At 38.1% G+C, this 26998-nt stretch carries 33 protein-coding genes and 1 other RNA gene; 22 read left to right on the forward strand and 12 right to left on the reverse strand.

Annotated features, from left to right (window positions below):
• The first annotated feature begins 54 nt into the window (after positions 1–54).
• Complete coding sequence (locus BW964_RS14195) at positions 55–285, forward strand: hypothetical protein (RefSeq protein ID WP_076508163.1); 231 nt, start codon at positions 55–57, stop codon at positions 283–285.
• Between the two features lie 58 nt (positions 286–343).
• Here BW964_RS14195 and BW964_RS14200 read toward each other — a convergent pair whose 3' ends face one another.
• The 7 genes from BW964_RS14200 to BW964_RS14230 form a co-directional block, all read right to left on the reverse strand.
• On the reverse strand, positions 344–937 hold the full coding sequence (locus BW964_RS14200; protein ID WP_084175888.1) for a hypothetical protein: 594 nt from the start codon (positions 935–937) through the stop codon (positions 344–346).
• Positions 938–976: 39 nt separating this feature from the next.
• Positions 977–1621, reverse strand: a complete 645-nt coding sequence (locus BW964_RS14205; protein ID WP_076508165.1) for an HD domain-containing protein — start codon at positions 1619–1621, stop codon at positions 977–979.
• The gene (locus BW964_RS14210; RefSeq protein WP_076508166.1) at positions 1618–2463 is read right to left on the reverse strand and encodes an alpha/beta hydrolase family protein; all 846 of its coding nucleotides are present in this window, start codon (positions 2461–2463) and stop codon (positions 1618–1620) included. Before BW964_RS14210 ends, BW964_RS14205 begins: the two co-directional genes overlap by 4 nt.
• Positions 2464–2552: 89 nt before the next feature.
• Positions 2553–3443, reverse strand: coding sequence for a ribokinase (locus BW964_RS14215; protein WP_076508168.1), 891 nt, complete (start codon positions 3441–3443; stop codon positions 2553–2555).
• Between the two features lie 66 nt (positions 3444–3509).
• Entirely contained in the window at positions 3510–4145 is a 636-nt protein-coding gene (locus tag BW964_RS14220; protein ID WP_076508169.1) for a DUF4241 domain-containing protein, read from the reverse strand.
• 10 nt (positions 4146–4155) lie between these two features.
• Positions 4156–4470, reverse strand: coding sequence for a hypothetical protein (locus BW964_RS14225; protein WP_076508171.1), 315 nt, complete (start codon positions 4468–4470; stop codon positions 4156–4158).
• Positions 4470–7085, reverse strand: a complete 2616-nt coding sequence (locus BW964_RS14230; protein ID WP_076508172.1) for a valine--tRNA ligase — start codon at positions 7083–7085, stop codon at positions 4470–4472. Before BW964_RS14230 ends, BW964_RS14225 begins: the two co-directional genes overlap by 1 nt.
• A 129-nt stretch (positions 7086–7214) precedes the next feature.
• Between BW964_RS14230 and BW964_RS14235 the strand changes: the two genes are divergently transcribed.
• The 15 genes from BW964_RS14235 (at position 7215) to BW964_RS14300 (ending at position 15237) form a co-directional block, all read left to right on the forward strand.
• Entirely contained in the window at positions 7215–7679 is a 465-nt protein-coding gene (locus tag BW964_RS14235; protein WP_034729320.1) for a DUF1573 domain-containing protein, read from the forward strand.
• 227 nt (positions 7680–7906) lie between these two features.
• Positions 7907–8776, forward strand: a complete 870-nt coding sequence (locus BW964_RS14240) for a polyphosphate kinase 2 family protein (RefSeq protein ID WP_076508174.1) — start codon at positions 7907–7909, stop codon at positions 8774–8776.
• A 153-nt stretch (positions 8777–8929) separates the two neighbouring features.
• A complete protein-coding gene (locus tag BW964_RS14245) occupies positions 8930–9307 on the forward strand; it encodes a hypothetical protein (RefSeq protein ID WP_076508176.1) in 378 nt (125 codons plus the stop codon).
• Positions 9308–9310: 3 nt separating this feature from the next.
• Positions 9311–9853 (forward strand): hypothetical protein, encoded by a 543-nt coding sequence (locus tag BW964_RS14250; RefSeq protein WP_123911937.1) that lies wholly within the window; start codon positions 9311–9313, stop codon positions 9851–9853.
• Between the two features lie 12 nt (positions 9854–9865).
• Positions 9866–10393, forward strand: coding sequence for a hypothetical protein (locus BW964_RS14255; RefSeq protein WP_076508179.1), 528 nt, complete (start codon positions 9866–9868; stop codon positions 10391–10393).
• A 137-nt stretch (positions 10394–10530) separates the two neighbouring features.
• Positions 10531–10908: a hypothetical protein gene (locus BW964_RS14260; protein WP_076508180.1), complete on the forward strand. Its 378-nt coding sequence runs from the start codon at positions 10531–10533 to the stop codon at positions 10906–10908.
• A gap of 26 nt (positions 10909–10934) precedes the next feature.
• Positions 10935–11480, forward strand: a complete 546-nt coding sequence (locus BW964_RS14265; protein WP_076508182.1) for a hypothetical protein — start codon at positions 10935–10937, stop codon at positions 11478–11480.
• A 55-nt stretch (positions 11481–11535) separates the two neighbouring features.
• Positions 11536–11913: a hypothetical protein gene (locus tag BW964_RS14270; protein ID WP_076508183.1), complete on the forward strand. Its 378-nt coding sequence runs from the start codon at positions 11536–11538 to the stop codon at positions 11911–11913.
• A gap of 6 nt (positions 11914–11919) precedes the next feature.
• Positions 11920–12477, forward strand: coding sequence for a hypothetical protein (locus BW964_RS14275; RefSeq protein ID WP_076508185.1), 558 nt, complete (start codon positions 11920–11922; stop codon positions 12475–12477).
• A gap of 40 nt (positions 12478–12517) precedes the next feature.
• Positions 12518–12895 (forward strand): lipoprotein, encoded by a 378-nt coding sequence (locus BW964_RS14280; protein ID WP_076508186.1) that lies wholly within the window; start codon positions 12518–12520, stop codon positions 12893–12895.
• Positions 12896–12904: 9 nt separating this feature from the next.
• On the forward strand, positions 12905–13468 hold the full coding sequence (locus BW964_RS14285; protein WP_076508188.1) for a hypothetical protein: 564 nt from the start codon (positions 12905–12907) through the stop codon (positions 13466–13468).
• A 12-nt stretch (positions 13469–13480) separates the two neighbouring features.
• Complete coding sequence (locus BW964_RS14290) at positions 13481–14017, forward strand: hypothetical protein (RefSeq protein ID WP_076508189.1); 537 nt, start codon at positions 13481–13483, stop codon at positions 14015–14017.
• Positions 14018–14052: 35 nt separating this feature from the next.
• Positions 14053–14247, forward strand: coding sequence for a hypothetical protein (locus BW964_RS22390; protein WP_123911936.1), 195 nt, complete (start codon positions 14053–14055; stop codon positions 14245–14247).
• A 57-nt stretch (positions 14248–14304) separates the two neighbouring features.
• Complete coding sequence (locus BW964_RS14295) at positions 14305–14682, forward strand: hypothetical protein (RefSeq protein WP_076508191.1); 378 nt, start codon at positions 14305–14307, stop codon at positions 14680–14682.
• A gap of 3 nt (positions 14683–14685) precedes the next feature.
• Entirely contained in the window at positions 14686–15237 is a 552-nt protein-coding gene (locus BW964_RS14300) for a hypothetical protein (protein ID WP_076508192.1), read from the forward strand.
• Positions 15238–15297: 60 nt separating this feature from the next.
• Here BW964_RS14300 and rnpB read toward each other — a convergent pair.
• An RNA gene (gene rnpB, locus BW964_RS14305) (RNase P RNA component class A) lies at positions 15298–15622 on the reverse strand.
• Positions 15623–15894: 272 nt separating this feature from the next.
• On the opposite strand from rnpB, the gene BW964_RS14310 reads away from it, so the two are divergent.
• Genes BW964_RS14310 through BW964_RS14320 form a run of 3 tightly spaced genes read left to right on the forward strand, consistent with a single transcriptional unit; the run spans position 15895 to position 18740 of the window.
• Complete coding sequence (locus BW964_RS14310) at positions 15895–16386, forward strand: RNA polymerase sigma factor (RefSeq protein WP_034729370.1); 492 nt, start codon at positions 15895–15897, stop codon at positions 16384–16386.
• On the forward strand, positions 16379–17053 hold the full coding sequence (locus BW964_RS14315; protein WP_076508194.1) for a beta-carotene 15,15'-monooxygenase: 675 nt from the start codon (positions 16379–16381) through the stop codon (positions 17051–17053). The genes BW964_RS14310 and BW964_RS14315 overlap by 8 nt, the downstream gene beginning before the upstream one ends.
• Before the next feature lie 58 nt (positions 17054–17111).
• The gene (locus BW964_RS14320) at positions 17112–18740 is read left to right on the forward strand and encodes an AMP-binding protein (RefSeq protein WP_076508195.1); all 1629 of its coding nucleotides are present in this window, start codon (positions 17112–17114) and stop codon (positions 18738–18740) included.
• A 73-nt stretch (positions 18741–18813) separates the two neighbouring features.
• Here BW964_RS14320 and rpoN read toward each other — a convergent pair whose 3' ends face one another.
• The 4 genes from rpoN to BW964_RS14340 all read right to left on the reverse strand — a co-directional run bounded on the left by rpoN (position 18814) and on the right by BW964_RS14340 (position 23438).
• Positions 18814–20277 (reverse strand): RNA polymerase factor sigma-54, encoded by a 1464-nt coding sequence (gene rpoN, locus BW964_RS14325; RefSeq protein ID WP_076508197.1) that lies wholly within the window; start codon positions 20275–20277, stop codon positions 18814–18816.
• A gap of 159 nt (positions 20278–20436) precedes the next feature.
• Positions 20437–21885: an asparagine--tRNA ligase gene (asnS, locus tag BW964_RS14330; protein WP_076508198.1), complete on the reverse strand. Its 1449-nt coding sequence runs from the start codon at positions 21883–21885 to the stop codon at positions 20437–20439.
• A 315-nt stretch (positions 21886–22200) separates the two neighbouring features.
• The gene (locus tag BW964_RS14335; RefSeq protein WP_076508200.1) at positions 22201–22800 is read right to left on the reverse strand and encodes a CDP-alcohol phosphatidyltransferase family protein; all 600 of its coding nucleotides are present in this window, start codon (positions 22798–22800) and stop codon (positions 22201–22203) included.
• Positions 22800–23438: a hypothetical protein gene (locus tag BW964_RS14340; RefSeq protein ID WP_076508201.1), complete on the reverse strand. Its 639-nt coding sequence runs from the start codon at positions 23436–23438 to the stop codon at positions 22800–22802. Before BW964_RS14340 ends, BW964_RS14335 begins: the two co-directional genes overlap by 1 nt.
• Before the next feature lie 107 nt (positions 23439–23545).
• Between BW964_RS14340 and BW964_RS14345 the strand changes: the two genes are divergently transcribed.
• The 3 genes from BW964_RS14345 (at position 23546) to BW964_RS14355 (ending at position 26991) form a co-directional block, all read left to right on the forward strand.
• A complete protein-coding gene (locus BW964_RS14345) occupies positions 23546–24490 on the forward strand; it encodes a transcriptional regulator (protein WP_076508203.1) in 945 nt (314 codons plus the stop codon).
• Positions 24474–25277 (forward strand): helix-turn-helix domain-containing protein, encoded by an 804-nt coding sequence (locus BW964_RS14350; RefSeq protein WP_076508204.1) that lies wholly within the window; start codon positions 24474–24476, stop codon positions 25275–25277. The genes BW964_RS14345 and BW964_RS14350 overlap by 17 nt, the downstream gene beginning before the upstream one ends.
• Before the next feature lie 67 nt (positions 25278–25344).
• Positions 25345–26991, forward strand: coding sequence for a serine hydrolase domain-containing protein (locus tag BW964_RS14355; RefSeq protein ID WP_076508206.1), 1647 nt, complete (start codon positions 25345–25347; stop codon positions 26989–26991).
• The last annotated feature ends 7 nt before the right edge of the window (positions 26992–26998 follow it).

Consider the following 26998-nt stretch of genomic DNA (forward strand, 5'->3'; position numbering starts at 1 on the left):
AATGGACGCCATTGCTATATTAATGGACGCCTACTTTCTAAAATACAAAATGTCATGGAAAAAGAAATTTGCACGATCAGCATTGCGAGCAACTGGCTCGGCGACGAATATACATTTTACGAAGACCACAAAATAAAAAGAGTCTACGATAACCACAGTCTCAGTGCCAACCGTACGGAATGGCTTGAACCTCATCAGATCAGTAAACAAAACAAAGACAAGTTGATTAAAAGCTGTCCTGAAGAATTTAAAGAGCTGGTAATGCAGATTCTGGATTATCCTTAACAGGATGGGCAATGAGCAGTAAGCAATTCCTTAAACCGTATTACTTACTGCTCATTACCTATTGTTTATTTTTCCTTAAAAGAAGTACAAGGTTCAGGAAAAGCAATAAAAAGTCCAGAGATACCCAAATTCCAAGCTTTGCATTTTCGTAATTATAAGCATCCACCTCCTTTTTGGCAGCCTCAGAAAGTTTTACACTTTGATTGATGTAGTTCTGAACTTCTACAATCTGATCGATATTCTTATTAGGTACCGCATGCTGAGAAAAATACACCATATTCTTCTTACCCAGATATCCTATAATCCAGTATTCATCAGACTTGTCCATTTTAAGATATTCTACCCTGTAATATTCCGGACGTATTTTTCCCATATGCTTGGGCTCAAGATTTCCGTTTTTGGCACTATCTACTTTAATGAGATAAAAATCCAGCGTCTGGGGAAGTTTATTAACGACCTGAAGACCTACAGAATTATCCACAAAACTTACTGCACTTCTTTTGATAAACCAGTACGTAAAAGTAGAGATTGAAAAAACCAGTGTGAGTATACGAAACAGTTTTGCCCATTTTGCTACTCTTCCTGATTTTACTTTAGACAAAACCAGAGAAAGCACACAAGCCCAGAAGATAACAAAAATGATAAATACCATACTGCAAAGATACTGATTTAAGATTTTTCGGAGGGCGTGTTAATCAACATTCCACTCTTTGAAAAACTGATCAAGGAATCCAAGCATATAATCATGTCTTTCCTGAGCCAGCTCCTTTCCTTTTGCAGTATTCATAAGATCTTTCAAAAGAAGAAGTTTTTCATAGAAATGATTTATAGTGGTTCCGTTCGATTTTTTATACTGATCTTTAGACATATTCAGGCTTGGCTGAATTTCCGGGTCATACATCGGATTGTTTTTAAAGCCTCCGAAATTAAACGTTCTTCCTATTCCAATAGCACCGATCGCATCGATACGGTCGGCATCCTGTACGATTTTAAGCTCGATAGGAAGTTCAGCCGGAACTTCTCCCCTGTTCTTAAATGAAATATTTTTAATGATAAATAAAATCTGCTCTATTACATCTTCCTGAACCTGCTGTCCCTCGAGAAATTCTCTTGCTATTTTGGGGGCTATTGTTTCATCGCCATTATGAAATTTTGGATCTGCAATATCGTGCAACAGCGCAGATAGTTCCACAACCTGCAGATTACAATTTTCGGTTACGGCAATTTTTTTTGAAAGCTTCCATACTCTTTCAATATGGTACCAGTCATGTCCTGCTTCAGCGCCTTCCAGTTTTTCTTTTACAAATTCTACGGTGTTTTCAATCGTACTTTTCATTGATCTGTCAATTCGTTTAAAATAATATTCCAGAGTTTTTTATTATAGCTTCTAAAAAAATTGATGTGTCCGATTTCTTTTTTATCAGATTCGGCAGTTTTCACCAGTCTGTAGGAAGGTTTTAGGTTGGGATAGGTATTGTTTAAAAGGCTTAATACTCCTTTTTCAGTTAGCCATGCATCATCTTCCGCCCGGATCACAAAGACTTTTTGAGTCAAATTTTTAGAATAGTCCATCATTTTTTCCAACAATCTGTTGGTGGATTTCCTGTTTAAAATTAAGGTTCTCCAGTCATATGCGCAATTTTTTGGAAGACTTTCTCCCAGCCCAAACCAATTGGCCGGAAAATAGCCTAATAATCCGGTAGTTAAAGGCTGAACAATTCCAAACCCAAGATAAGCTTCGATTTTTGTCTTGAATTTAAGGTTTCCCACAAATGCATTTTGGGTGCCTACAAAAATAAATTCGTCAAACATGGCAGAGTCTTCATTCATTCCCAGGATCAATGCTCCTACCGAATGTCCCAGACAATATTTTCTATATCCTGAAAATTCTGTTGTAATATATTGGGTAAGGGTTTTATAATCTTCGCTCCCCCAAATCCTCATGGAAGCTTCAAAACCTTTCATATTACGCGGTTTTGATAACCCGATTCCCCTGTAATCATAAGCAATCACTGTAAATCCATGTTCAGAAAAAAAACGGGCAAATGAGAAATACACCTGCTGCTTCACCCCCGTTGCCGAATTGATCAGAAGCAGTTTTCCATTGCTTTGTTCAGGCCTGAAAAGATGAACCGCCAGTGGTACATGGTCTTTTGTAATAAGTTCCAGTTTTTCCATAGGTAAAAAGAAAAAATCCACTATAAAAGTGGAGATTTTACTTATATTTTTATGTTAAGTCTCTAAGTTTCGATATGTGACAAATAGCTTTAGGAGAAGAAATCCGACATTCTGGGAAGCCCGGTCTGTGAACCTTTCCCTCCGGAAACCCTTGAAGAAACCTCATTCCCGAATTTCACACAGTTTTCGATGGTATTTCCATGGCAGAGTGCTACGGCAAATCCTGAAATAAATGCATCACCCATTCCCATTTTGTAAACGGTTTCATCCTTGTCATTTCTGTAATACTTCATTTCTGCTCCATCAAAATAGATCGTCGAATTGGTATCGTCTCTTACAAAAACTTTATTGACATATTTTTTAAGAATTTCTTCTCTCTTTTCTTCTCCGAAAACAGTATGAAGTTCGCTGCTTTTTGCAACAATAAAATCTACGTTTTCAATAATTCCTTCACTTATTTTCATGGCTGGTGAAGCATAAAGTCCTACTTTTTTACCGTATTTTTTTGCCTTTCTGATGGTATATTCTACCACTTCCATGGCCACTTCAAGCTGAACTAAAATAAGATCTACCGTATGGAAATACCGGTCTGCTTCTTCGATGTGCTGTATACTCAAACATTTATTAGCTGCAGGAACCACGACAATAGCTGCACTGCCATGACTGGTGGTAACATAGGCTGTTCCTGTGGATTCCATATCGGTCTCGTGAACAAAGCCCACATTTACATTTTCACCGACAAGATTTCGCATGATCTGCTGTCCGAGAGGATCCATCCCTACACAGCCAATAAAATAAACGCTAGCTCCCAATCTTGCCGTTCCTACCGCCTGATTGGCCCCTTTACCGCCAAAGTAGCTATCTGAATTCACGGCTAAAACCGTTTCATTGGGCTGAGGTATTTTTTCGGTTTCTAAAACCAGATCTATAGAAGAGCTGCCTACAACAATAATTTTGGGTTGTTCTGATGAGAAGTTCATTGGTGTTTTTATGTTAGTTTAATATAATCAATTCAGAAAACTAAGTTTCAAAAATAACTAAATTAATTAACTTATCTCAATAAATTCAGTAATTATCTTCACAGGATTGTGATCTTTATCATAGCCAATATAGCTGGCATAAAAACCTTCGCCATATCCGGTTTCAAAAGCGAAAATAGTTCCCGGATGCTCATCTGCCGGCTTCAGGAATGCATACTGATCGATCGCTCCTTTCTCATCAAAGAAATATTCATGGAAAAACTCTTCATAGATTCCCATGAAATCTGCCCCCTTGCTGTGATAGAGTCTATTTTCAAGTTCATTGAGACTATTTTGGGTATCTGCATCCATAAGACAGCCCATTCCGCTTTCTACAGGATATCCAAAAATTTCCTCTTCAGCAAGATCCTTCACATTCTGTCCTGCGGTTACCGCCATTTCCCATGCTGTGATGTCTGTATTGCTGAAAATGATTTCTGCATACGCTACACAGTTACTTTCTCTTTCTTTATGGAGTAAAACAGAAAAATCTCCTTTTGGAAATTCTGTAGTGAAAGGCTGCATATCATTGGTGATCACCGGATCACAGGCTACCAGCTTTCCACTTGAAAGGTAGATTTTCCCAACTTCAAAGCTTTCCAGCAAAGGATTCTCTACGAAGTTTTTTGAGAATAGTTTTTTTATGTTTTCTAGGTGTGTCATTTATTCTTAATTAATCTTCACCACTCAGTGTGATGTATACGTTCTCGTCGGCCACATTCTGACAAAACAAAATATCATTCATTTCTTCTTCAGAGCTTTCGATTATTATAAGTTGATAGATTTTAGGGTCATTAGCCATTTCAATATCTTCCGTGGAGGAAATCCTGGCAGAAATTGCCAAACTTGAATTTAAAACAATATTTATATAATTGTTTTCTATTAAACTTCCTTCCAGAAGTTCTCCAATCAGGTAAAACTCTTTCTTTTTCCTGATTGTAAAACTACGAATGACCCTAAAAGTCCCAACTTTATCTTTAAAGTTCACTACAAACTTTTCAGTTTCTCTTCTAAAATAATAATTTTATCCTGAGCATCTTTTTGCTTCTGGCGCTCAACCTCTACAATTTCAGGTTTGGCATTGGCTACAAATTTTTCATTGGAGAGTTTCTTGTCAACAGAAATCAGGAATCCTTTTAAATAAGTTAATTCTTCTTCCGTTTTCTTTTTCTCTTCTCCTAAATCTAAATTCTCGCTCAGAGGAATAGAAACTTCAGTCGCCCCTACCAGAAACGTAAAGCTTGGCTTGTCTGTTTTTTCACCAAAATGAATGTCTGCCACATTGGCTAATTTTCTGATTACCGCTTCGTTTTCAAAATTTGAAGCACCAGTATAAACCTCTACTGCTTCTCTAGGAGAAATTCCTTTCGTCTGGCGGTAATTTCTTATTCCTGAAATAATCTCTTCAGCGGTTTCGAAGTTTTTAATAATCTCTTCATTAAATTCTCCGGCTTTTTTCTGCTGAGCAATGACCAAAGCTTCATCAGTACTTCTTTCAGAAATCAATTGCCAGATTTCTTCGGATTGGAAAGGCATAAACGGATGCAGAAGTTTCATCAGATCTTCAAAGAAAATAACGGTTCTGTTATAAACTTGTTTAGAAATTCCTTCTCCATAGTTAGGCTTGATGGCTTCAAGGTACCAACCACAAAAATCATCCCAAATCAGTTTATAAATTAAATGAAGGGCATCAGAGATTCTGAATTTCTCAAACTGCTGGTCAATTTCCGCAATCGTCTTATTTAGTTTATGATCAAACCATTCAATAGCTTGTTGGTCTGCATCATTCAATGGTTTGTCTTCATGATTCCACATGTTGATCAAACGGAAAGCACTCCAGATTTTCGTCATGAAATTTCTTCCCTGAACCATCAGGTCTTCATCAAATAATAAATCATTTCCTGCAGGGGCACTTAAAAGACTTCCTACACGAACACCATCTGCCCCATATTTAGAAATCAGATCTAAAGGATCAGGTGAGTTGCCTAATTGCTTAGACATCTTTCTTCTTTGCTTATCTCTTACAATACCTGTAAAATAAACATTTTTAAAGGGAACTTCTTTTCTGTATTCCAATCCGGCCATGATCATTCTGGCTACCCAGAAGAAAATAATATCCGGACCTGTGACCAAGTCTGATGTAGGATAATAATAGTTGATATCTTTATTTTCAGGATCAATCAATCCATCGAAAACAGACATAGGCCACAACCATGATGAGAACCAGGTGTCAAGAGCATCTCCGTCTTGTTTTAGATCAGATGTTCCGAGATCCGGGTTTCCTGTTTTTTCTGTGGCTAAAGCTAGAGCATCCTCTATATTTTCTGCAACTACAAAATCATTTTCTCCCTCTCCATAGTAGAATGCAGGAATCTGCTGTCCCCACCAAAGCTGACGGGAAATATTCCAGTCACGGATGTTTTCCATCCAGTGTTTGTAGGTATTTTTAAACTTCTCAGGATAAAATTTAACCTCATCATCCATTACTACATCCAAAGCGGGTTTAGCAATTTCAGACATTTTCAGAAACCACTGAACTGAAACTTTAGGCTCAATAACCGCGCCTGTTCTTTCTGATGTCCCTACTTTATTTACGTAATCTTCTGCTTTTAACAAAAGATCATTTTCCTCTAATTCTTTTGCAATCTGCTTTCTTACGTCAAATCTATTCTTACCTGCATAATGCAAACCGTGCTCGTTAAGATTTCCGTCGTCATCCAAAGCATCAATCATTTTCAACTGATGTTTCTGCCCGATCTCGTAGTCATTAGTGTCATGAGCAGGGGTAATTTTCAATGCTCCGGTTCCGAATTCAATATCTACATATTCGTCTTCGATGATAGGAATTACTCTGCCAACGATCGGTACGATTACATTCTTCCCTTTCAGGTGAGCATATCTTTCGTCATTGGGATTGATACATACCGCAGTATCCCCGAAAATGGTCTCGGGACGGGTAGTTGCAACGGATAAGAACTCTTCTGTTCCTTCTATTTTATATTTCAGGAAGTATAATTTTCCGTTTTGCTCTTTAAATATTACCTCTTCATCGGAGATATTGGTTTTTGCTTCAGGATCCCAGTTAACCATTCTGTAGCCTCTGTAGATCAATCCTTTATTGTATAAATCTACAAAGCTTTTGATTACCTGCTGAGACATTTTATCTTCCAGCGTAAAACGGGTTCTGTCCCAATCACAAGAGCAGCCCAACTTTTTTAACTGCTCAAGGATGGTTCCTCCATATTTATCGGTCCAGTCCCAGGCATGTTTTAAGAATTCTTCACGGGTAATATCAGATTTACTGATCCCTTCTGACTTCAGTTTAGCAACAACTTTGGCTTCAGTGGCAATTGAAGCGTGATCTGTGCCCGGAATCCAGCAGGCATTAAAGCCCTGCATTCTTGCACGGCGGACGAGAACATCTTGAATGGTATTGTTCAGCATATGTCCCATGTGTAATATCCCCGTTACATTAGGCGGAGGAATTACCACAGTATATGGTGGTTTCTCATTAGGCTCTGAATGGAAATATTTGTTTTCCATCCAGAAGTTGTACCATTTCTGTTCAGTTTCCTGTGGATTGTACTTTTCTGAAATCTGCATAAAATTCTATTTCTTTTGCTTACAATTTGCAAAAATAGTCTAAAGAAAAAAAATTTTAAGTATGAATTAAAATAATTTTTAACTTTGTTTCTCAAAATTTATCTAACAAACATATTAACATTCAAGAATATGAAAAAATTAATTGCAGGAATTGCATTATTTGGAACATTTGCATTGGCATCTGCACAGACTATTACATTTGATAAAACTACATTTGACTATGGTACGATCAAGCCAAGTGCAGATGGTACAAGATTTTTCACTGTAACCAATACAGGTGACAAACCTTTGATTCTTTCCAATGTAAAGCCTTCTTGCGGATGTACAACTCCTGAGTTCAGCCAGGATCCTATCATGCCAGGAAAGTCTGCTAAAATTAAAGTAGGATACAACACTACTCTTAACGGACCTTTCAACAAGATGATTGAGGTTTTCTCTAATGACCCGGCTAACAGCAGAAGTGTTATCTATATCAAAGGAAATGTAGATGCCAGCGCTCCTGAACCGAAGCCATTGACAGCTGAAGAGCAGAAAGCAGCAGCTAAAGCTGAAAAAAAAGCAGCTAAACTTGCAAAAAAAGCAGCAGCAAAGTAATCTCTACTCAAAAAAAATAAAGGAACCGTCTCCATTGGAGGCGGTTTTTTTATTACATTTAAATAAGATATCAGAAATTATAGGCTAGATTTGAGATGTCAGACATCAGATGTCAAACTTTGGAGCTAGAAATCAGAGGTTAGTTAGAGATTCTCTATTGATGTAGTAATCTCTCAATCTTTAATCTTTTCAATCATTAAATTTTACAATCATTAAATATATAATATATGGACACCAATTTCTCAGATGACTTCCTGGTAAAGGGAAAATTTTCAATAAAAAAAAGCTCAACAGCCTATGAAGGAAAGCTGACCAAAGAGGAAGGAGTGCAGCTATTAATCAAAGAGAAAGAAAAACTCCGTGAGCTGCAGGAAAAAATGTATGCCGACGGCAGCCAGTCTCTTCTGGTCATCCTTCAAGCCATGGATGCAGCAGGAAAAGACAGTTTGATAGAACATGTTTTCGGCGGAGTAAATCCACAAGGCTGTAATGTAACCAGCTTTAAAACACCTAGTTCCAAAGAGTATTCTCACGATTTTCTATGGAGGCATTATCTTGCGCTTCCCCAGAAAGGAATGATCGGGATCTTCAACAGGTCGCACTATGAAAGTGTTTTGGTATGTAAAGTTCATCCTGAATATAACCTCAGCGAAAAGACATGGTCCTCAGTAAAGGATTTTGATGATAAGTTCTGGAAAAACAGGTATGAAAGCATCCGGAATTTTGAACAGCACCTTGCTCAAAACGGAACGACTATTGTAAAAATATTTTTAAATGTCTCTAAAGGTGAGCAAAAGAAAAGATTATTGGACAGAATCAATGAACAGGAGAAAAACTGGAAATTTTCTGCGGCTGATCTTCCGGAGAGAGCATTATTCCCACAATATATGGAAGCTTATGAAACAGCGATCAACGAAACATCAAAAGACCATGCCCCCTGGTATGTACTTCCGGCAGACAACAAATGGTTTGCAAGAGTAGCAGCTGTACAGATCATTATTGATACTCTTGAAAAGATGAATCTCAAATATCCTGAACTGGGCGAAAAAGAAAAATCAGAACTTGATAAAGCTAAAAAAACACTTGACAGTGAATAACAAATAGATGTAAAATATTATACAACAACTATGTAATAGTAAATAAATTTAACCATCAAGACACCAAAACGTGAATAATTTATTGTTCACGTTGTTTTTTTTTATACATTTATCAAAAATTAACATTTCATCACGAATCATTAAACTTTAACTATGAAAAAACATTTATTATTATCAGCAATCGCTGTAATAAGTCTTCTTTCCTGTAACAATGAGGGAACAGCCGTCAATACTATACAAAGTATGAAGACTCCACAAATGGAGAATTTCGACAAAGCTTTTAAAAGTCTTGGTGATCCTCAGAACAGACCTACCGAGGAGGAAAAGCAAAGAAATACCTCTGAACTGAGCGACCGAAGAAAGGCTCTTCTGGTACCGGCATCCAAAGAACTTATCCTTTCATCGGGTATTACAGAAGCTGAAATGACCAGAAAAACCGGCAATGACATGAGCCAGATTATTGTATGGGCTACCCAAATCTACATGCAGAAAAGTGACGAGATCCGTAAAAACTTAAAATCTGAGAAATAGATCATGAAAAAGCTTTTACTATTGCTCGGCATGTGTTCGCTTTCTTCAGCCTATGCTCAGGGAGGAATGCTGATCATTCAGAATTTCACTACCAACTATGATTTCCACGGAACTATCTATGCGAACAATACTTTAGGAGGATGCTATCCAATGATTAGCTCCAGAGATCCTGATGCTATTGTAATACCGGCAGGCGCTACTGCAAAATATGAGAACTATAGAGATCAGTTTAATACGTCCTCTTATCCGGTGTCTATGTGGAATGTAACTTTATCTCCGGGATCTTCATCGCCTCCAAGATTGTGGAGTCACGGAAGTCTTATTCCGGGTGGCGTTATTTCTAATAATACCCAATGGTCTATGTCTAAATTCCAGATGTATCATGCCGGCACTTCAGTACCTGAAACCTATTTTAACGGAGATATTGGAGGAACGGCTTTACCCTGTAATACTGCTCCAGATACCGTTACTACAGCGTGGGGAGATGCCAAGTGGTTCACCATCACTTCCGGAGCGGACGTATACACTTACCTAATCATTCAATAAACTTTTATTACTATGAAAAAGATAACATTACTTTTATCAGCACTGGCGGGAGTTCTTTCCTTTGCCCAAACTTCTCCTTTAGTGATACAAAATTACAGTTCCTATGATGCCGTAGGAAGACTTCGCACCGGTACAGCAGGGACATCAGGTCCTTATATGTATGCCGCACCCAACCCTCCTTACGGTTCGTACACCGTACCTGCTGGAGCTATTACCCAATATAATACATTCAGTACTTCGGGGACGGCCTCTGTACCTATCACGACATGGTACGTAGGAGATGCTACCAATCCGGCCAACAACGGAACATATCCTTATAATCATCCTTTCATTGCATCTGTAATGGACCCTTCCAATATATGGGGTGGATTCCATTTCTGGCTGACTGATCCTTCAACAGGAAATACGGACACTTATCAGCTGGGAAATCCTTTAGTATACTCAGGATTTACGGCTTCAGGAACGGGTGCTTTTTCAAGTGCGGACTGGTTTACCATAACTACCCCAAGCGGTCCCACCACTTACCTGCAAATCTTTTAAATAAAAGGCAGCTGTAAAGACGGCTGCCTGTTTTGTTTGAAAATCATTCATACGGAAAGCAGCTGTTTTGCTTTCTGAAGATTCTTTATGTCCAAATTCTAAGATCATTTTAATCCCTATTCTAATATAATTTAATCATGAAAAAACTTTTTTTATCGGCTTTTATAGCCTTGTTAACATTAGGATCATGCAGCAATGAGAGCTCTGCTGTCCATACTGTGGAAAGTATGAAAACCCCGCAGATGGAAAACTTTGACAAAGCTTTTAAAAGTCTCGGAGATCCACAGAACAGACCTACTGAAGAGGAAAGAAAAAGAAATACTTCTGAACTGAGTGACAGAAGAAAAGCACTTCTTGTTCCCGCCTCCAAAGAATTAATCCTTTCCACAGGGATCACAGAAGCAGAAATGACCAGAAAGACAGGGAATGACATGAGCCAGATCATCGTCTGGGCCACCCAGATTTACCTACAGAAAAGTGATGAGATGCGTAAAAATATCAAATCTGAAAAATAAACATTCACCCTAAATCGAATAACAAAATGAAAAAAGTAAGCATTATTCTGGGGATTATGGCAGGAATAGGCATTTCTGCACAATCTTCCACATTGGTCATCAATAACTACAGCGGCTATGATGCTGCGGGGAGGTTTATGACGGTCGGCTCGGCAGGATCCGGATCTTCTCAGCCTCTTATGTATGCCCTTCCCAATGCCCCTTACAGCACGTATACTATTCCTGCGGGAGGCTATACCAAATATGACAAATTTGATAACACCGGAGGATCTAATCCTATTCCTATTCCGGGTTGGTGGTATATTGATCCTTTGAACAGCGCCAATAACGGAAATTATCCATACAATCATCCCATCATCACTGCGGTTACCCCTGTGGATGAGTGGATGGGATTTGCTTTTTCACTTACAGACAGCACGGGATACAGCTATGATACTTTTGAAGTAGGTGATCCTGTACTTTCGGGAGGTTTCCTGAGCTCCAGCCAGACAGGCCCCAACACCGGTTCTTCTGCAGATTGGTTTACGATCACAACGCCCGGCGGGTTGGTTACTTATTTCCAGATCTATTAGTAACAACCCCACCGATGAACTATCATAAAAACTTTAATTTTTTAAAAATATTTCTATGAAAAAACAACTGTTATCTGCTGCTTTTGCCATTTTAATTCTGGCTTCGTGCAGCAATGAAGGCACCGCTGTAAACACGGTGGAAAATATGAAAACTCCACAGATGGAAAACTTTGACAAAGCTTTTAAAAGTTTGGGAGATCCACAGAACAGACCTACCGAAGAGGAAAGAAAAAGAAATACTTCGGAACTGAGCGACAGAAGAAAAGCACTTCTGGTTCCCGCATCGAAAGAATTAATCTTGTCAACAGGCATTACGGAAGCTGAAATGACCAGAAAGACAGGCAACGACATGAGCCAGATCATCGTCTGGGCGACCCAGATCTATATGCAGAAAAGTGATGAAATCAGAAAAAACATTAAATCCGATAAATAATTTAACATGAAAAAACTATTGACAATACTAGGAGTTACAGTGGCCTCACTGGCTTATTCACAGGGAGGAACCATGATTGTGAACAATTATAGTGTGTATGAATATCGAGGGGCTTTGATTGCTAATAATTTTTCAGGAGGGTGCTATCCTATCATTGGAACTACCGATACTGTTGTTATTCATCCGGATTCCCACATAGGTAACGGTCAAGCATTAGTATATCCTAATTACAAAGATCAGTTTACTTTATCCCTATATCCTATGCCAAACTGGACTGTTAATATTTCAGCGACCAGCAGCAACGTAAGGCCCTGGAATCATGGTAGCCTTATGCCCGGCGGTGTCTTTTCCAATAATACAAAATGGTCTTCTACCAAGTTTGCCATGTATGATACAGCCACCTCTTCTTATGTTACCGGGTTCAATGCTAATTTGAGTATTGCAGGAAATCCTTGTAATGGGTCAGGGGATTATTTTGCAACACCAAGTGGGGCCAACAGTGCTGAAATGTTTACGATCACCACCAGCACAGGCCTGGTAGAAACTTATCTACAGCTTTATTAAACAAGAGATCGTTTATTGTTCATCAAATTATAATTTAACTATGAAAAAATACTTTTTATCTGCAGCCATTGCTGTTTTAACCTTAACGTCATGCAGCAATGAAGGCACTGCTGTCAATACTGTGGAAAGCATGAAAACTCCACAGATGGAAAATTTCGACAAAGCTTTTAAAAGTCTTGGAGATCCGCAAAACAGACCCACTGAAGAGGAAAGAAAAAGAAATACTTCGGAACTGAGCGACAGAAGAAAAGCACTTCTGGTTCCCGCATCGAAAGAATTAATCCTGTCAACAGGTATCACAGAAGCTGAAATGACCAGAAAAACAGGCAATGACATGAGCCAGATCATTGTTTGGGCCACCCAGATTTATATGCAGAAAAGCGATAAAATCAGACAAAATATTAAATCAGACAAATAATTAATCATTATGAAAAAATTACTAACAGCAGTAGGCTTAGCCGCTTTTTCTCTGGGATATTCACAGGGAGGAACTCTTATTCTCAACAATTATTCTCAATATGATTTTGTGGGATTTATTATTGCCAACAATCTTGCCGGAGGATGCTATCCTTATATCAGTTCTGCCAATCCGGATATGGTAAGAGTTCCTGCCGATTCTCATATGGGTAACGGAAATGAACTGAGGTATGATAATTACCGAGATCAGTATACCTCTTCTTTATATCCTATGACTTCCTGGAATGTTACCACATCCAGCGCTCTTGGCGTATCCAGAGCATGGAATCACCCTGCTATAATGCCTGGTGGTGTATTATCAAACAATACAAGATGGGCTACGACAAAATTTGTGATGTACTATCCCGGAACGACAACATTGGCGCCCGACAATTTCCACGGTGCCATCACTATCGCGGCCAATTCATGTTATACAGCATCTGATCATCTCATTTCTTCCACAGGAAACAACAGTGCTGAAATATTCACCCTCATGAGCGGTGGTATCAATTATACTTACATCCAACTTTACTAATTGAATTGAGCTATGAAAAAGACTCTATTACTATTGGCATCAGCAGCGGCTTCTTTTGCCTATTCGCAGGGAACGCTGATCATCAATAATTATTCAAAATATGATTACAACGGTTTCATGGGGGCCGGCAATTCTTCTGTGGGATGCTACCCAAGAGTAGGAAATGAAGCGCCAATCATAGTTCCTGCGGATTCTCATATGGGTAACGGACATGAGCTGGTCTACAAAGATTATCTGAACCAGTTTTATTCTTTATATCCCACGACCAACTGGGTTGTGTATTTCAATCCTAATACCCCTACGATTATGTCTTGGGATGATGTCAATCTCTCTCCAGGCGGTACTATTTCAAACACTACCCAATGGTACTTTACCAAGTTTTATACTACGCTTCCCGGAACCAACACCTCAAATCCTGAATTCCAGGCCAATTTAGGTCTATCCAGCCCCTGCAGCCCAGGCTCGATGGCTTATTATACGACTCCGTCAGGAGACAACAGCGCAGAAATATTTGTCATTAGTGGGATTACGTACCTGCAGCTTTACTAAAAGTATCAGCACATACTTACACTCATTATAAAATCATGAAAAAAATATTCACTATTATTTCACTGACCCTGCTTTTCTATGCCTACTATCAACATAGCATGATGGCCATTGATAACTATGCTACTGCTTTTGATTTTCAGGGAACTCTCGGAGCTTATAATTTTGCAGGGGAATGCTATCCCAACGTATCATCAGGCACTACGGTAATCAAGATGCAGAGTGTACAATAGTCAATATCATTTATTCTTATTTACAAATTTATTAATCAAAACTAAATCTAATTAATTATGAAAAAACTTCTTTTATCAGCCGCTTTTGCCGCTTTAACTTTAGCATCATGTAATAATGAAGGAGCTGCAGCAAACACAGTAGCGAGCATGAAAACGCCACAGATGGAAAACTTCGACAAAGCTTTTAAAAGTTTGGGAGATCCACAGAACAGACCTACTGAAGAGGAAAGAAAAAGAAATACTTCGGAGCTGAGTGACAGAAGAAAAGCGCTTCTTGTTCCTGCCTCTAAAGAATTGATTCTCTCCACGGGAATTACTGAAGCTGAAATGACAAGAAAGACGGGTAATGACATGAGTCAGATCATCGTTTGGGCTACGCAGATTTATATGCAGAAAAGTGATGAGATCAGAAAAAACATTAAATCTGACAAGTAATCTATGAAAAAGATTGTAACCGTATTAGGAATAACGGCAGCATCGCTGGCTTATTCACAGGGGATGTTTATGCTTAATAATTATTCTCCGCATGATTTTCACGGGAATCTTATGGCTATGAATCTCAATGGCTGTGTTCCGGCCGTCATGAATAACGATCCGGCCTCAATTATTGTTCCTGCCAATTCACATATGGGAAATGGCCTTGCATGGAAAATAGATAATTACAGAGATCAATTCAGTACTTCTATCTATCCAGTCACCAATTGGATTGTAACCCTTGGGCCGTCACCCTCAACAATAAGATTATGGAACAATCCAAGCCTTATGCCTGGCGGTGTCATTGCTAACAATACCAAGTGGACTACATCAAAATTCCAGATGTATTATGCAGGTACAGGAAACCATGTTGTAGGGTTCAATACAAGTCTTGGAAATGCAACTCCAAATTCATGTATTACCAGCGTTGATTATTTTTCTACCCCGAATGGTTCTGCTGAATGGTTTACCATTACAGGAACTGATACCATAACGTATTTTCAAATATATCCATAAAAAAAGCGGAGACCAGGTCTCCGCTTTTCTTTTATCAACAGTTCAGTATGTTTCAAAAAAATCACGAGAAAATCTATAAGCCGGATTTTGTTCTTCCTGAGAAGTGCCTGTTATTTATCTGCGTCTTACATTGCTGCAAAACTTGAGCTGATTACCCCTCGGCTTTCAGGACGAGCCGCCCCTAATTTCCATTGCTGAAAAGAACCGATATACTTATCATTGCACCGCAAAGAGTTTACCTGGTTTCACTACAGCCGAACTGTACTTGCTTTCTGTTGCACTTGTCCTACCCTCACGGGTGACGGATGTTATCCGCTTTGCTGCTCTATGGTGTCCGGACTTTCCTACCCCTGCCGAAGCAGGAATCAACAAGCCGATTTTCTCGCGGTTGCAAAGATACATATTATTTGGTGATGTCTTGATCCAAGGATTTACTAATATGAAGAGAAATATTTGTCTGCCCTTAAAAAGACCTGAAATTTTAGGTTGTGACTGAAGCTTAATAGCCTGAATATTTTTTTGTAAAAATGAGATAAAGCCCGTTCCTACTTAATATTATATATTTCTGCCGATCTATTTCCAGATCATCATCACATTTTCAAATCATCATATCAACAAATCACTGCATTATTATTATCTTCGTGCCATTATATATCTATGACTTCCAGAGAAAAAGAATTTGCGCAACTTATAAAGGATAATCAGGGTCTGATTATTAAAGTTTCGCGTCTGTATACCAATTCTCTTGAGGATGAGGAAGACTTGTTTCAGGAGATTGTACTGCAGCTTTGGAGAAGCTACGATTCTTTTAAAGGGAACTCTAAAATTTCTACGTGGATGTACCGCGTAGCCCTTAATACCGCTATTACTCTTTTCAGAAAAAAAAGCAAAAGCCTTCCTACGAACGAGCTGGATATCAACCATAGAGATTTTGTGGAAGATGATGATGATAAGCAGCAGCAGATCTCACTGCTATATACGGTCATCAAAACCCTGCCCAATGTAGAAAGGGCGATTGTAATGATGTATCTTGACGACCTGCCTTATAAGGATATTGCAGAAAACCTTGGGATCACCGAGGTCAATGCGCGCGTGAAAATGAACAGATTAAAGAAAACCCTTAAAGAACAGATGGAAAAATATGCCTGATTTTGATTTAGACAGCTTTAAGAAAACATGGCAGGAACAGCCTGTTCAACCGAAATATGACAGCGCAGAAATCCTTCAGATGCTGAACAAAAAATCACGCAATTATGTGAAATATATTTTCTGGATCAGTGTGGCAGAATTTTTATTCTTTTCTGTTCTGGGATTGTTTTATTTCTTTCAGGATGAGGAATCGGACAGTTTCCGTAAAATATTAGAAAAGCTTGGCGCTCAGAAAGCTCCTGAAATAGAGACGAATTTTGATCATGCTTATTTAGCGATTAAAGTTTTAAGCCTGCTGATCACGGCTTATTTTGTCCTGAAGTTTTATCAGAATTACCGTAAAATAAAGATCGAAGAAAATCTCAAAGGTCTCATTATAAGAATCATTAAATTCAAAAAGACCGTCAATGCTTTTATCCTGATCAGTATTGCTCTTCTGGTTGCTTTTACGTTTGTATTTACAGCCTTTATTTTTTATATCTTAAATTCACAAAATGTACAGCCATCCAACTCTAATCTGATTATTGTCATTGTAGGAATCATTGTCAGTACAGTGCTATGTGTGCTTCTGATCTGGCTTTATTACCGACTTGTGTATGGAATTATTATCAGAAAACTGGATCGGAATTTAAAACAGCTTAAAGATATAGATTCTCAGGAAAATTAGCATAAACAGGCATCAGTTCAAGATTTTTCATTAATTTTATTCTACCAAATCTTAAACTATGCCATTATCTTACGTCTATGGAGCTTCCTCCATTCCATTATTGGGACAAACAATCGGAGGAAACCTCAAAAAGACGGTTGAAAAATATCCGAATCAGGAAGCTTTAGTCTGCGTTCATCAGAATTACAGAGCTACGTATCAGGAATTTTATAATCAGACAACCGCTGTTGCCAAAGCTTTAATTTTTTCAGGCGCCAAAGCTGGAGACAGAATCGGAATCTGGTCTTCAAACCGTTATGAATGGGTCTTACTTCAATATGCCACTGCCCGGATAGGAGTCATTCTTGTTAATATTAATCCTGCCTACAGGACCCATGAACTTACCTACGTCATTAACCAATCCGGAATCCGTTTTATTTTTTCTTCCTTAAGCTTTAAAACAAGCAATTATAAGGAAATGGTAGCGTACGCCAGAGAAGTCTGCCCCAGCCTGGAACACGAAATCTTCTTTGATGATAACTGGGAGGATTTTTTAAATAAGGGACAGGATATTTCAGATGATACGCTTCACAGCTTTGAAGACCATGTACAGTTTGATGATGCCGTAAACATCCAGTATACTTCAGGCACTACAGGTTTTCCCAAAGGCGTCACCCTTTCTCATCACAATATTTTAAATAACGGATATTCTATAGGGATACGCTTAAAATACTCACAGAATGACCGTGTCTGCATTCCGGTTCCGTTTTATCACTGTTTTGGAATGGTGATCGGAAATATATGCTGTACCGCTCACGGAGCATGTATGGTGATTCCTAATGACAGCTTTGACCCGGATATTACGCTAAAAGCTGTTTCCGATGAAAAATGCACCTCTTTATACGGAGTTCCCACCATGTTTATCGCTGAACTGGCGGTTAAGGATTTTGATACTTATGATTTTTCAAATTTAAGAACCGGGGTCATGGCGGGCTCGGTCTGCCCTCCTGAGATCATGAAAAAAGTGGAAAACCTTATGAACATTAAAGAAATGAGCATTTGCTATGGCATGACGGAAACCTCTCCTGTTTCCACACAAACTCTGATCGGAACACCATTAGAAAAGCAAGTCAGTACCGTAGGAACAGTCCAGGATCATCTTGAAATAAAAATCATTGATGAAAACGGAAAGACGGTAGAACGCGGCGAGCACGGTGAACTCTGCACCAGAGGGTATTCTGTCATGCTGAAATACTGGAATGATCCCGAAAATACAAAAAAAGTACTGGACGATGCCCGATGGATGCACACCGGTGATATGGCCGTCATGGATGAAGAAGGTTATATTACCATCTCAGGAAGAATAAAAGACCTGATCATTCGTGGTGGTGAAAATATTTCGCCTAAAGAAATCGAAGATTTTCTGTATACGTACGTCAATATTCTTGATGTACAGATCATCGGGATTCCGAGTGAAAAATATGGCGAAGAAGTAATGGCCTGGGTAAAAGTCCGAAAAGGTTTTGATATAACGGAAGCTGAACTTCTGGACTATTGCAAAGGGAGAATTGCTCACTATAAAGTTCCGAAATACTGGAAATTTGTGGATGAATTTCCGATGACGATCTCAGGAAAAATACGAAAAGTGGAAATGCGTGAAATTTCTATTAAAGAACTTGAACTGAATCAGTTTAAACAGCGTACCTAAAAAATTTCTCACAGAGATTTTAATGAAAAAAAGCCCGGAAATTCCGGGCTTTTAGATGTTTATAGATCACTTATTAAAGTTCTTTTCTTAATCTTGCAACCGGAATATTAAGCTGTTCACGGTATTTGGCGATTGTTCTTCTGGCAATATTATACCCCTGTTCTTTCAGAATGACTACCAGAGCATCATCTGTAAGAGGTTTTCTCTTATTCTCCTTACTGATCACTTCCTGAAGATGCGTTTTGATTTCCTTGGTAGAAACTTCTTCCCCATCATCATTCGTCAGACTGTCTGAGAACAGGTCTTTCAGATAGATAATCCCGTTGGATGTATCGGCATATTTACTTTTTACTACTCTTGAAATGGTAGAAATATCAAATCCTGTAATGTCAGCCACATCTTTCAGAATCATTGGCTTCAGTGATTTTTCGTCACCGGTAATGAAATATTCCTTCTGGAATTTCACAATAGCCGTGATCGTTTGCAATAAGGTATTCTGGCGCTGATTAATAGCATCAATATACCATTTGGCAGCGTCTAATTTTTGTTTGATAAATAAGGCCGCCTGCTTATGCTCCGAAGAATTTTTATCGTGAGAATACGTTGTCAAGATATCTTTGTATTCTTCAGAAACTCTTAATGTAGGTGCATTTTTGCTGTTAAGCATTGGGATCACCATTCCATCTTTCACCTGAATCACAAAATCCGGAATAATTTCCTGGTTGATGGTGATGGTTTGGGTATCAAAGTTCCCTCCTACTTTTGGAGATAATTTTGAGATCTCTTCAAGGGCATCTTTAAGATCTTCTTCTTCAATATCATATTTCTGAATGATCTTATTGTAATGTTTATTGGTAAGCGCATCAAACTGATGTCTTAAAATATTGGCAGCCAGAGACACTGCTTTATCAGAGCTTACTTTCTTTTCGATCTGAAGCAGCAGACATTCCTGAAGGCCACGGGCTCCTACTCCAGGCGGATCAAGCTTCTGGATATAGTTTTCCAGGATATCATCCACTTTTTCTTTGGTAGTATAAATTCCCTGTGAGAAAGCAAGATCATCTACGATCGCTTTGATTTCTCTTCTTAAATAGCCGTCCGTATCAAGATTTCCAATCACATATTCTGCAATTTTTTCATCCTCGTCACTGATATTGATCAAACGGATCTGCTCCAGAAGATAATCATATAAAGACTGTCCTTCTGTCAGCAGACTTTCGTTATCAAATTCTTCGTCGTCCGGAGAATAGTTGCTGGATGCTGTTTTATAGCTGGGTTCGTCATCGTAGATATACTCGTTGACATCAAAATCGGTTTCAATACTTGCTGTCCCTTCATCCTGATAAGCGTCTTCAAGAGAAGAAAAATCGTCTTCTTTAGGATCTTCCTTTACAATTTCCAAAGCAGGATTCTCTTCTAGCTCTCTTTCCAGCTCCTCTTCGAATTCCAGGGTATGAAGCTGAATAAGCTTCATCAGCTGGATCTGCTGAGGTGCCAGCTTCTGTCCTAATTTGAGTTGTAAGTGTTGTTTAAGCATATTAGTCTTTGTGTTTTAACATAACATATTCTACGAATTTAATAAATAAATTCGACAAAAAACACATTTAGCATGATTTTTGCATTATACATGGTATCATAATAAACGATTAAAAAATAAAAAAGCCTTAATTTTTACATTAAGGCTTTTTTTATTGATCTAGAATTCAGCACTTTTCGGTGTTCTAGGGAAAGGAATCACATCTCTGATATTAGTCATTCCTGTTACGAAAAGAACAAGTCTTTCCAAGCCTAATCCGAAACCTGCATGAGGTACTGAACCAAATTTTCGGGTATCAAGGTACCACCAAAGTTCGTGTTCATCTACATGCATATCTGCCATCTTTTGTTTTAGTACATCTAATCTTGCTTCTCTTTCCGATCCTCCGATGATCTCCCCGATACCCGGGAAAAGAACGTCCATTGCTGCAACGGTCTTATTGTCGTCGTTCAGTTTCATATAGAAAGCTTTGATCTCTTTTGGATAGTCGAATAATACTACCGGGCATTCAAAATGCTTTTCAACCAGGTATCTTTCGTGTTCAGACTGAAGATCCGCCCCCCAGTTTTCCACCGGATACTGGAATTTTCCTTTTTTATTTTCTTTAGAGTTCAGTAAGATCTCAATAGCTTCCGTATAACTTACCCGTTTGAAACGCTTAGCAATAACGTTCTGAAGTTTTTCGATAAGACCTTCTTTTGCTCTGTCTTTTTCAGGTTTTCCTTTCTGTTCTTCTTCAAAACGGGTGTTCAGGAATTCCAGATCATCTTTACAGTTGTCAAGAACGTACTGAATCACATATTTTAAGAAATCTTCTGCAAGGTCGATGTTATCTTCAAGGTTGTTGAAGGCCACTTCCGGCTCTATCATCCAGAATTCTGCCAGGTGTCTTGTGGTGTTTGAGTTTTCTGCACGGAAAGTAGGTCCGAACGTATAAATTCTTCCTAATCCCATCGCTGCCGTTTCTCCTTCAAGCTGTCCCGAAACCGTAAGGTTGGTCTTTTTACCGAAGAAATCCTGTGCAAAATCAATTTCCCCCTCTTCAGTTCTTGGCATATTGTTCAGGTCAAAGTTCGTTACTCCGAACATTTCTCCTGCTCCTTCTGCGTCAGCTCCTGTAATTACCGGTGTGTTGATATAGAAAAACTGGTTTTGGTTAAAGAATGAATGCACTGCAAAGCTTACGGCATGACGTACTCTGAAAACAGCTCCAAATACATTGGTTCTGAATCTCAGGTGTGCCTGCTCACGAAGCTTCTCAAGGCTGTGCTTTTTAGGCTGAAGGATCGTATTCTGAAGTTCTTCTGTGAAGTTATCCCCTAAGATGATAATCTTTTTAGCAATAATTTCCACGGCCTGTCCCGCTCCCTGGCTTTCTACCACTTCTCCCACTACTTTAAGGGAAGATGCCGTACTGATCTTTTTAAGAATCTCTTCATCAAAATTTTCGAAATCAACAACTATCTGCAAATTATTAATCGTAGATCCATCATTAAGGGCAATAAAGCGATTGGCACGGAATGATCTTACCCATCCGTAAACAGTAATGTCATGATGTAATACTTTCTTGTAATCCTGTAGGATTTCTTTAATCGTCTGCTTTTTCATTTGTTGATTATAAATTTTCGTTTAAAAATTAACGACTGCAAAGTTACAAAAAAACAGCGCAACTTGATGATTACGCTGTCTTTTTAAAAAATCATTTACTAAAATATTCAATCTAAAACGATGCTGTAAATAGTATTTAAGCTGATTGAGAAGATTAAATAGTACTTTTACTCCTAGTCTTGGTATCCTTGGCAAGGTTTAAAACCTTGCCAAGGATACAGTCGGGAGAATTCACCAAAGTGCAAAAAAGTAATAAAACCTGTTGCAATTCACGTTTTAAAATTCCCATTTCCAGCTTCCTTGCAAACCCACATTCTAATTAAAAAATACCGTCTTTTTTCTCTCTTTTCCGTTTCGGATTTTCCAGGCGTGATAGGAACTGGGTACGTCATACTGCCATTTCGGAAGCAGCAAAACAATCAAAATAACGTCAATATGAGAGATAAAACCGAATGCAACCGTTAGATAAAATGCCCAGCCTGTTTGCTGAAACCCGATAAGATAGGTAAATGCAATCAGCAGACTCAAACCCCACATTTTTGACAGAAAAGCGTGAGTACAGGTTTCCTTACCAAATTTCCAGAGGCTGACCATATAGCAAAGCGCTTCCATAACAAAGATTAAAAGAATGCCATACCATTCGTCTTTAATTAATCCAGGATTCAGAAAATAGGAGGCAAATCCCAGTGAGAGCCAGAAAATCAAGTCAGTCTGACTGTCCAGTCTTCTTAGTTTTTCTGATGAACTCCCTACTTTCCGGGCAATAATTCCATCGAAAATATCGGTTAGTAATCCGAAATACATTAACCCTACAATCAAAAATCTTGATTCTGCTCCTTTGAAATAAGCCAATAACAGAATAACGGGAGCAAGAATAAATCGGGTTGCAATAAGCAGGTACGGTATATTTTTCATTATTTCTTATTTTTAAAATTCCAGTTGATGAGAGGCATTTTTCTTTTTTCATTTTCATTCCAAAAGCCAATCTGTATTGCCCGTGAATCTTTACAAACATTAATCAAAGCCACCTGAATGCCCCTGCATTTCTGGCTTACATTCGCTAAAGTGGAAATGGCGGCTCCTTTGGTGGTATGATGAAAATTGTACAAGGGTGAGATGGCCACTCCATTGATCACGGAAGGTGCGCCTATGTTACTGGATAAACTTAATTCCAAACCGTTAGTCACCGTAGGTTCCATATTAACAATGGAAAGCTGCATTCCGTTAATCGTATTCATTTTGTCCGGCAAAGGTTCTGAACCAATATCACTAATTCCCCAATTATCAATAGAGGTAATATTCACAAGGAACAACACAGGAAAGAAAACTCCCAGACCATTAAAACCTAATCCAATCCCATTGACTTTCTTAGGCTGTATTTCCTGATCAATTTCGTCGTAATATTTAATAAGCATTCCATTCACATTTTTTGTTTCTTTCGATGGCGAAAAAGCAATAAACTTAGGTCTGTCTGATACTGCATATACACTATCCTGAGCACTGATCATCGTTCCTGTAAAAAGGCCGATCATGATCAAAAAATTTATTTTCATAACTTATTGTTTTAAAAATTATACTCCAAAAGTACCTGTGAAAAACACCAACCCGAATGTGAAAAAAAATTAAAATAAAGAAGTACATTTGTGAAAATCACAAAACCATGTATCAGGAACTTTTACTCAAGGAAATCCGCAAAAAAATAGGTGATAAATCTTTGAATGATGAGATTGCCAATATTCTCAATATAAGTTATGATGCATCCCACAGAAGAACATCTCTGAAAGCAAAATTCAGTTTTGAAGAGGCTTTGGAACTGGCCAGATATTACCAGATTTCTCTCAATCAATTCATAACTTCAGACCAACAGCTTGTGGTTCAGAAAACTTCAGTCGTGAACGAAACAGAAGATCTGCAATCCTTTTTTCAGAATAATCTCAGCATTTTTGAGAATCTGCCCCTTTCTGATAAGATGACAATTTATTATTCAGCGAAGGATATTCCTTTTTTTTATACGCTTTCAGACACCCTCCTTTCCCGTTTTAAAATTTATGTCTGGATGAATCTGCTTAATGCGAAACAGGTTTTCATTCCTTTCCTGCAGTTTTCACCGCCCTGTTTCGAATCCAATACGCAGGAACTTAAGAAAAAATATGAGGCCCAAAATATAGTGGAATTGTGGAATGAAAGAACCATTTCCAGTATTCTGCAACAAATCTTATTTTATTATGAGACGGGACTTTTGCAAAAAAATGAAGGTCATATTATTCTGAAGGAGCTGAAAGAATTGATAGAATATATTGAGCACAAGACGGAAAACAATCCAAAATTTCATTTGTATGAAAATGAACTGATGCATCTTTCCAATGACATCTTTTTTCATCATCCCCACCACTCTCTTTTTGCTTTACCCGTGAATATGTTTGGCTATATTCTGATCAATGATGCAAAAACATGCCGTGAGGCAAAGAATTATTTTGAACATCAGATTAAAAATTCTAAATCTCTGAATACTTCCGGCAACCGGGACAGAAAAATATTTTTCAATAAAATGTACGAGCAGATCGAACATTTAAAACAAAAACTGTCATATGAAAAATCTTCATAATGGTGAATTTTTTGGACAGACCAATGAAATGCTGCGTTTTGATGGACTGACCATTACAGATACGGAATACACGCATCCTTACGTAGACTGGCATTATCATGAAAATGCTTATTTCACATTTCTGCTGCAGGGAAATATGACGGAAGGAAATAAAAAAGAAATCTATGACTGTCCGGCAGGCACACTGCTCTATCACCACTGGGAAGATGCCCATTACAACATCAAACCCGATCTATTTACCAGAGGGTTCCATCTGGAAGTTACTGAAAAATGGTTTGAAAAATTTCAGCTTTCAAAAGATTGTATTGAAGGAAGTTTTAATTTGAAAAATCCAGCTTTAAAACTGTTAATGTACAGGATTTTCAGAGAAACAAAATTGAATGATCCTTGTTTTGAGCTGTCTGTTCATGAACTTTTGCTGAATATTTTCTGTGAGTTATCAGATAAGGTTCAATCTTATGATAAAAAGCCAGGATGGGTACGCAGGATTGATGAAATTTTACATGAAAATTTTACAGAAAAACTGAATCTGACAGATCTTTCTACGACATTGGATGTGCATCCGGTCCATCTGAGCCGGGATTTTCAGAAACATTTCCATTGTAGTATGGGAGAGTATGTCAGAAAACTGAAGGTCAATAAATCCCTAACCCTTCTCAATACTTATCCTTCTTTAACTGAATTAGCGCTGGACTGTGGTTTTGCAGATCAAAGTCATTTTATCAGATCGTTTAAAGAACATATGGGAATTACTCCGTTACAGTATAAAAAACTACTTATGAAGTAAATAATGTTAATTTCATTCTATTTTGTATCAAGACTTGTTGCTACTTTTGTTCAGATAAAAAAATAAAATGAAATCTATTCTCCTTTTTGTTATACTTCTTAGTTTTGGACTTTCTTCAGGCCAGTCAAAAAATATTGCAGATCCTGATGCCATCCTACAACCCATTCATAAAAAATACATCAACCAAATTATTTTCCTGGATAAAACAATATCCCCGGATCAGATAAAAGAATCTGATTTCCTCAAAACGATGGTATTTCAGGAAGATAAAGATCTTGGTATCCGCGTATTTATGGATAATTCTTTAGTCAATTATTTACATCGGATCGATCCCGCTTTATCCACTGACGAATTACTAAAAAAAGGAAATTATCAATTCAATTTCTATGTGGACGGAAAATTAATTTATACAGAAAATTTAAATACGGGAGCAGGATTACCGGAAGACAAAAAGAAGAAAACTACTTTTAGAATTCCTTTATTAAGTTCAAAAAATGAGGATTCATGGGGGAAATATATGTGGATGAGATTTTATCTGGGCAATGGCGGAGTTGATGCATTAACAGAAGGAAATCATGTATTGAAAATTGAAATAAAGCCTTATTTAAAAACACCATCACTCAAGGTTGGAAATACCATTGCAGCAGGTGAAATTCAATTAACAGTTCCTCATAAAAATACTTCGGAGCAGCAGGTGGCCATTCAAGCAATAAACCCCAACAGCGGATGGAAAGTGTCTGATGAAACATTTGATCAGGAAAAGATCAGGCTTCTAAACACAAAAATTGCAGAAAACAGGTTCAGAGATATCACCAGTATTGTGGTCATTAAAAATGAAAAGCTTCTTTTGGAGGAATATTTCAGCCAGTCAGGAAGAGATTCTTTGCAGGATACGCGGTCGGTAGGTAAATCTTTTGCCTCAGCTTTAATGGGTATTGCCATTAAAGACGGATATTTTAAAAATGAGAATCAGATGCTGAAAGAATTCTATGATTTGAAGAAATTTGAAAATTATTCTTCCAGCAAAGACAGTGTGACAATAAAAAGTCTGCTGACCATGAGCTCAGGTTTTGACGGAAATGATGCAGATGAGGAATCTCCGGGAAATGAAGAAAATATGTATCCTACCAAGAATTGGGTGAAGTTCGTCCTGGATTTACCCACTACAGAAAACAAGCCTGGAAAAAACTGGAGCTACTTTACAGCAGGTGTGGTGCTGACAGGTGATATTTTGGATCAGAAAGTTCCAAAAGGTCTTGAAAATTATGCCGGAAAAAAGCTATTTCAACCTCTTGGAATCACGAACTACCAATGGCAGTTTACGCCTCAGCGGAAGCCTTCTCTGGCTGGTGGACTTCGTATGAGAACATTGGATTTTGCAAAATTCGGACAGTTGTATAAAAATAACGGGATGTGGAACGGTCAGAGTGTTATTGATAAAAATTGGGTAAAGAAATCTTTCACCAATTACTTCCCGGACAGTCAGGATTTCGAAGGCTACGGCTATTTATTCTGGAGAAAAGTTTATAAGGTCGGAAACCAACGTTTTGAGGCGTATCAATCCAGTGGAAACGGTGGAAATAAAATTATTATTTTCACAGAAATCCCACTTGTCATCGTTATTACAGCAAAAGCTTACAACAAATCTTATGCTCATTTACAGTCGGATAAAATCGTTGAGGAATATCTGCTGCCAGCTGTTTATAAGAAATAATGAATAA

This window comes from Chryseobacterium shigense (assembly GCF_900156575.1).
Classification (GTDB): Bacteria; Bacteroidota; Bacteroidia; order Flavobacteriales; family Weeksellaceae; genus Chryseobacterium; species Chryseobacterium shigense.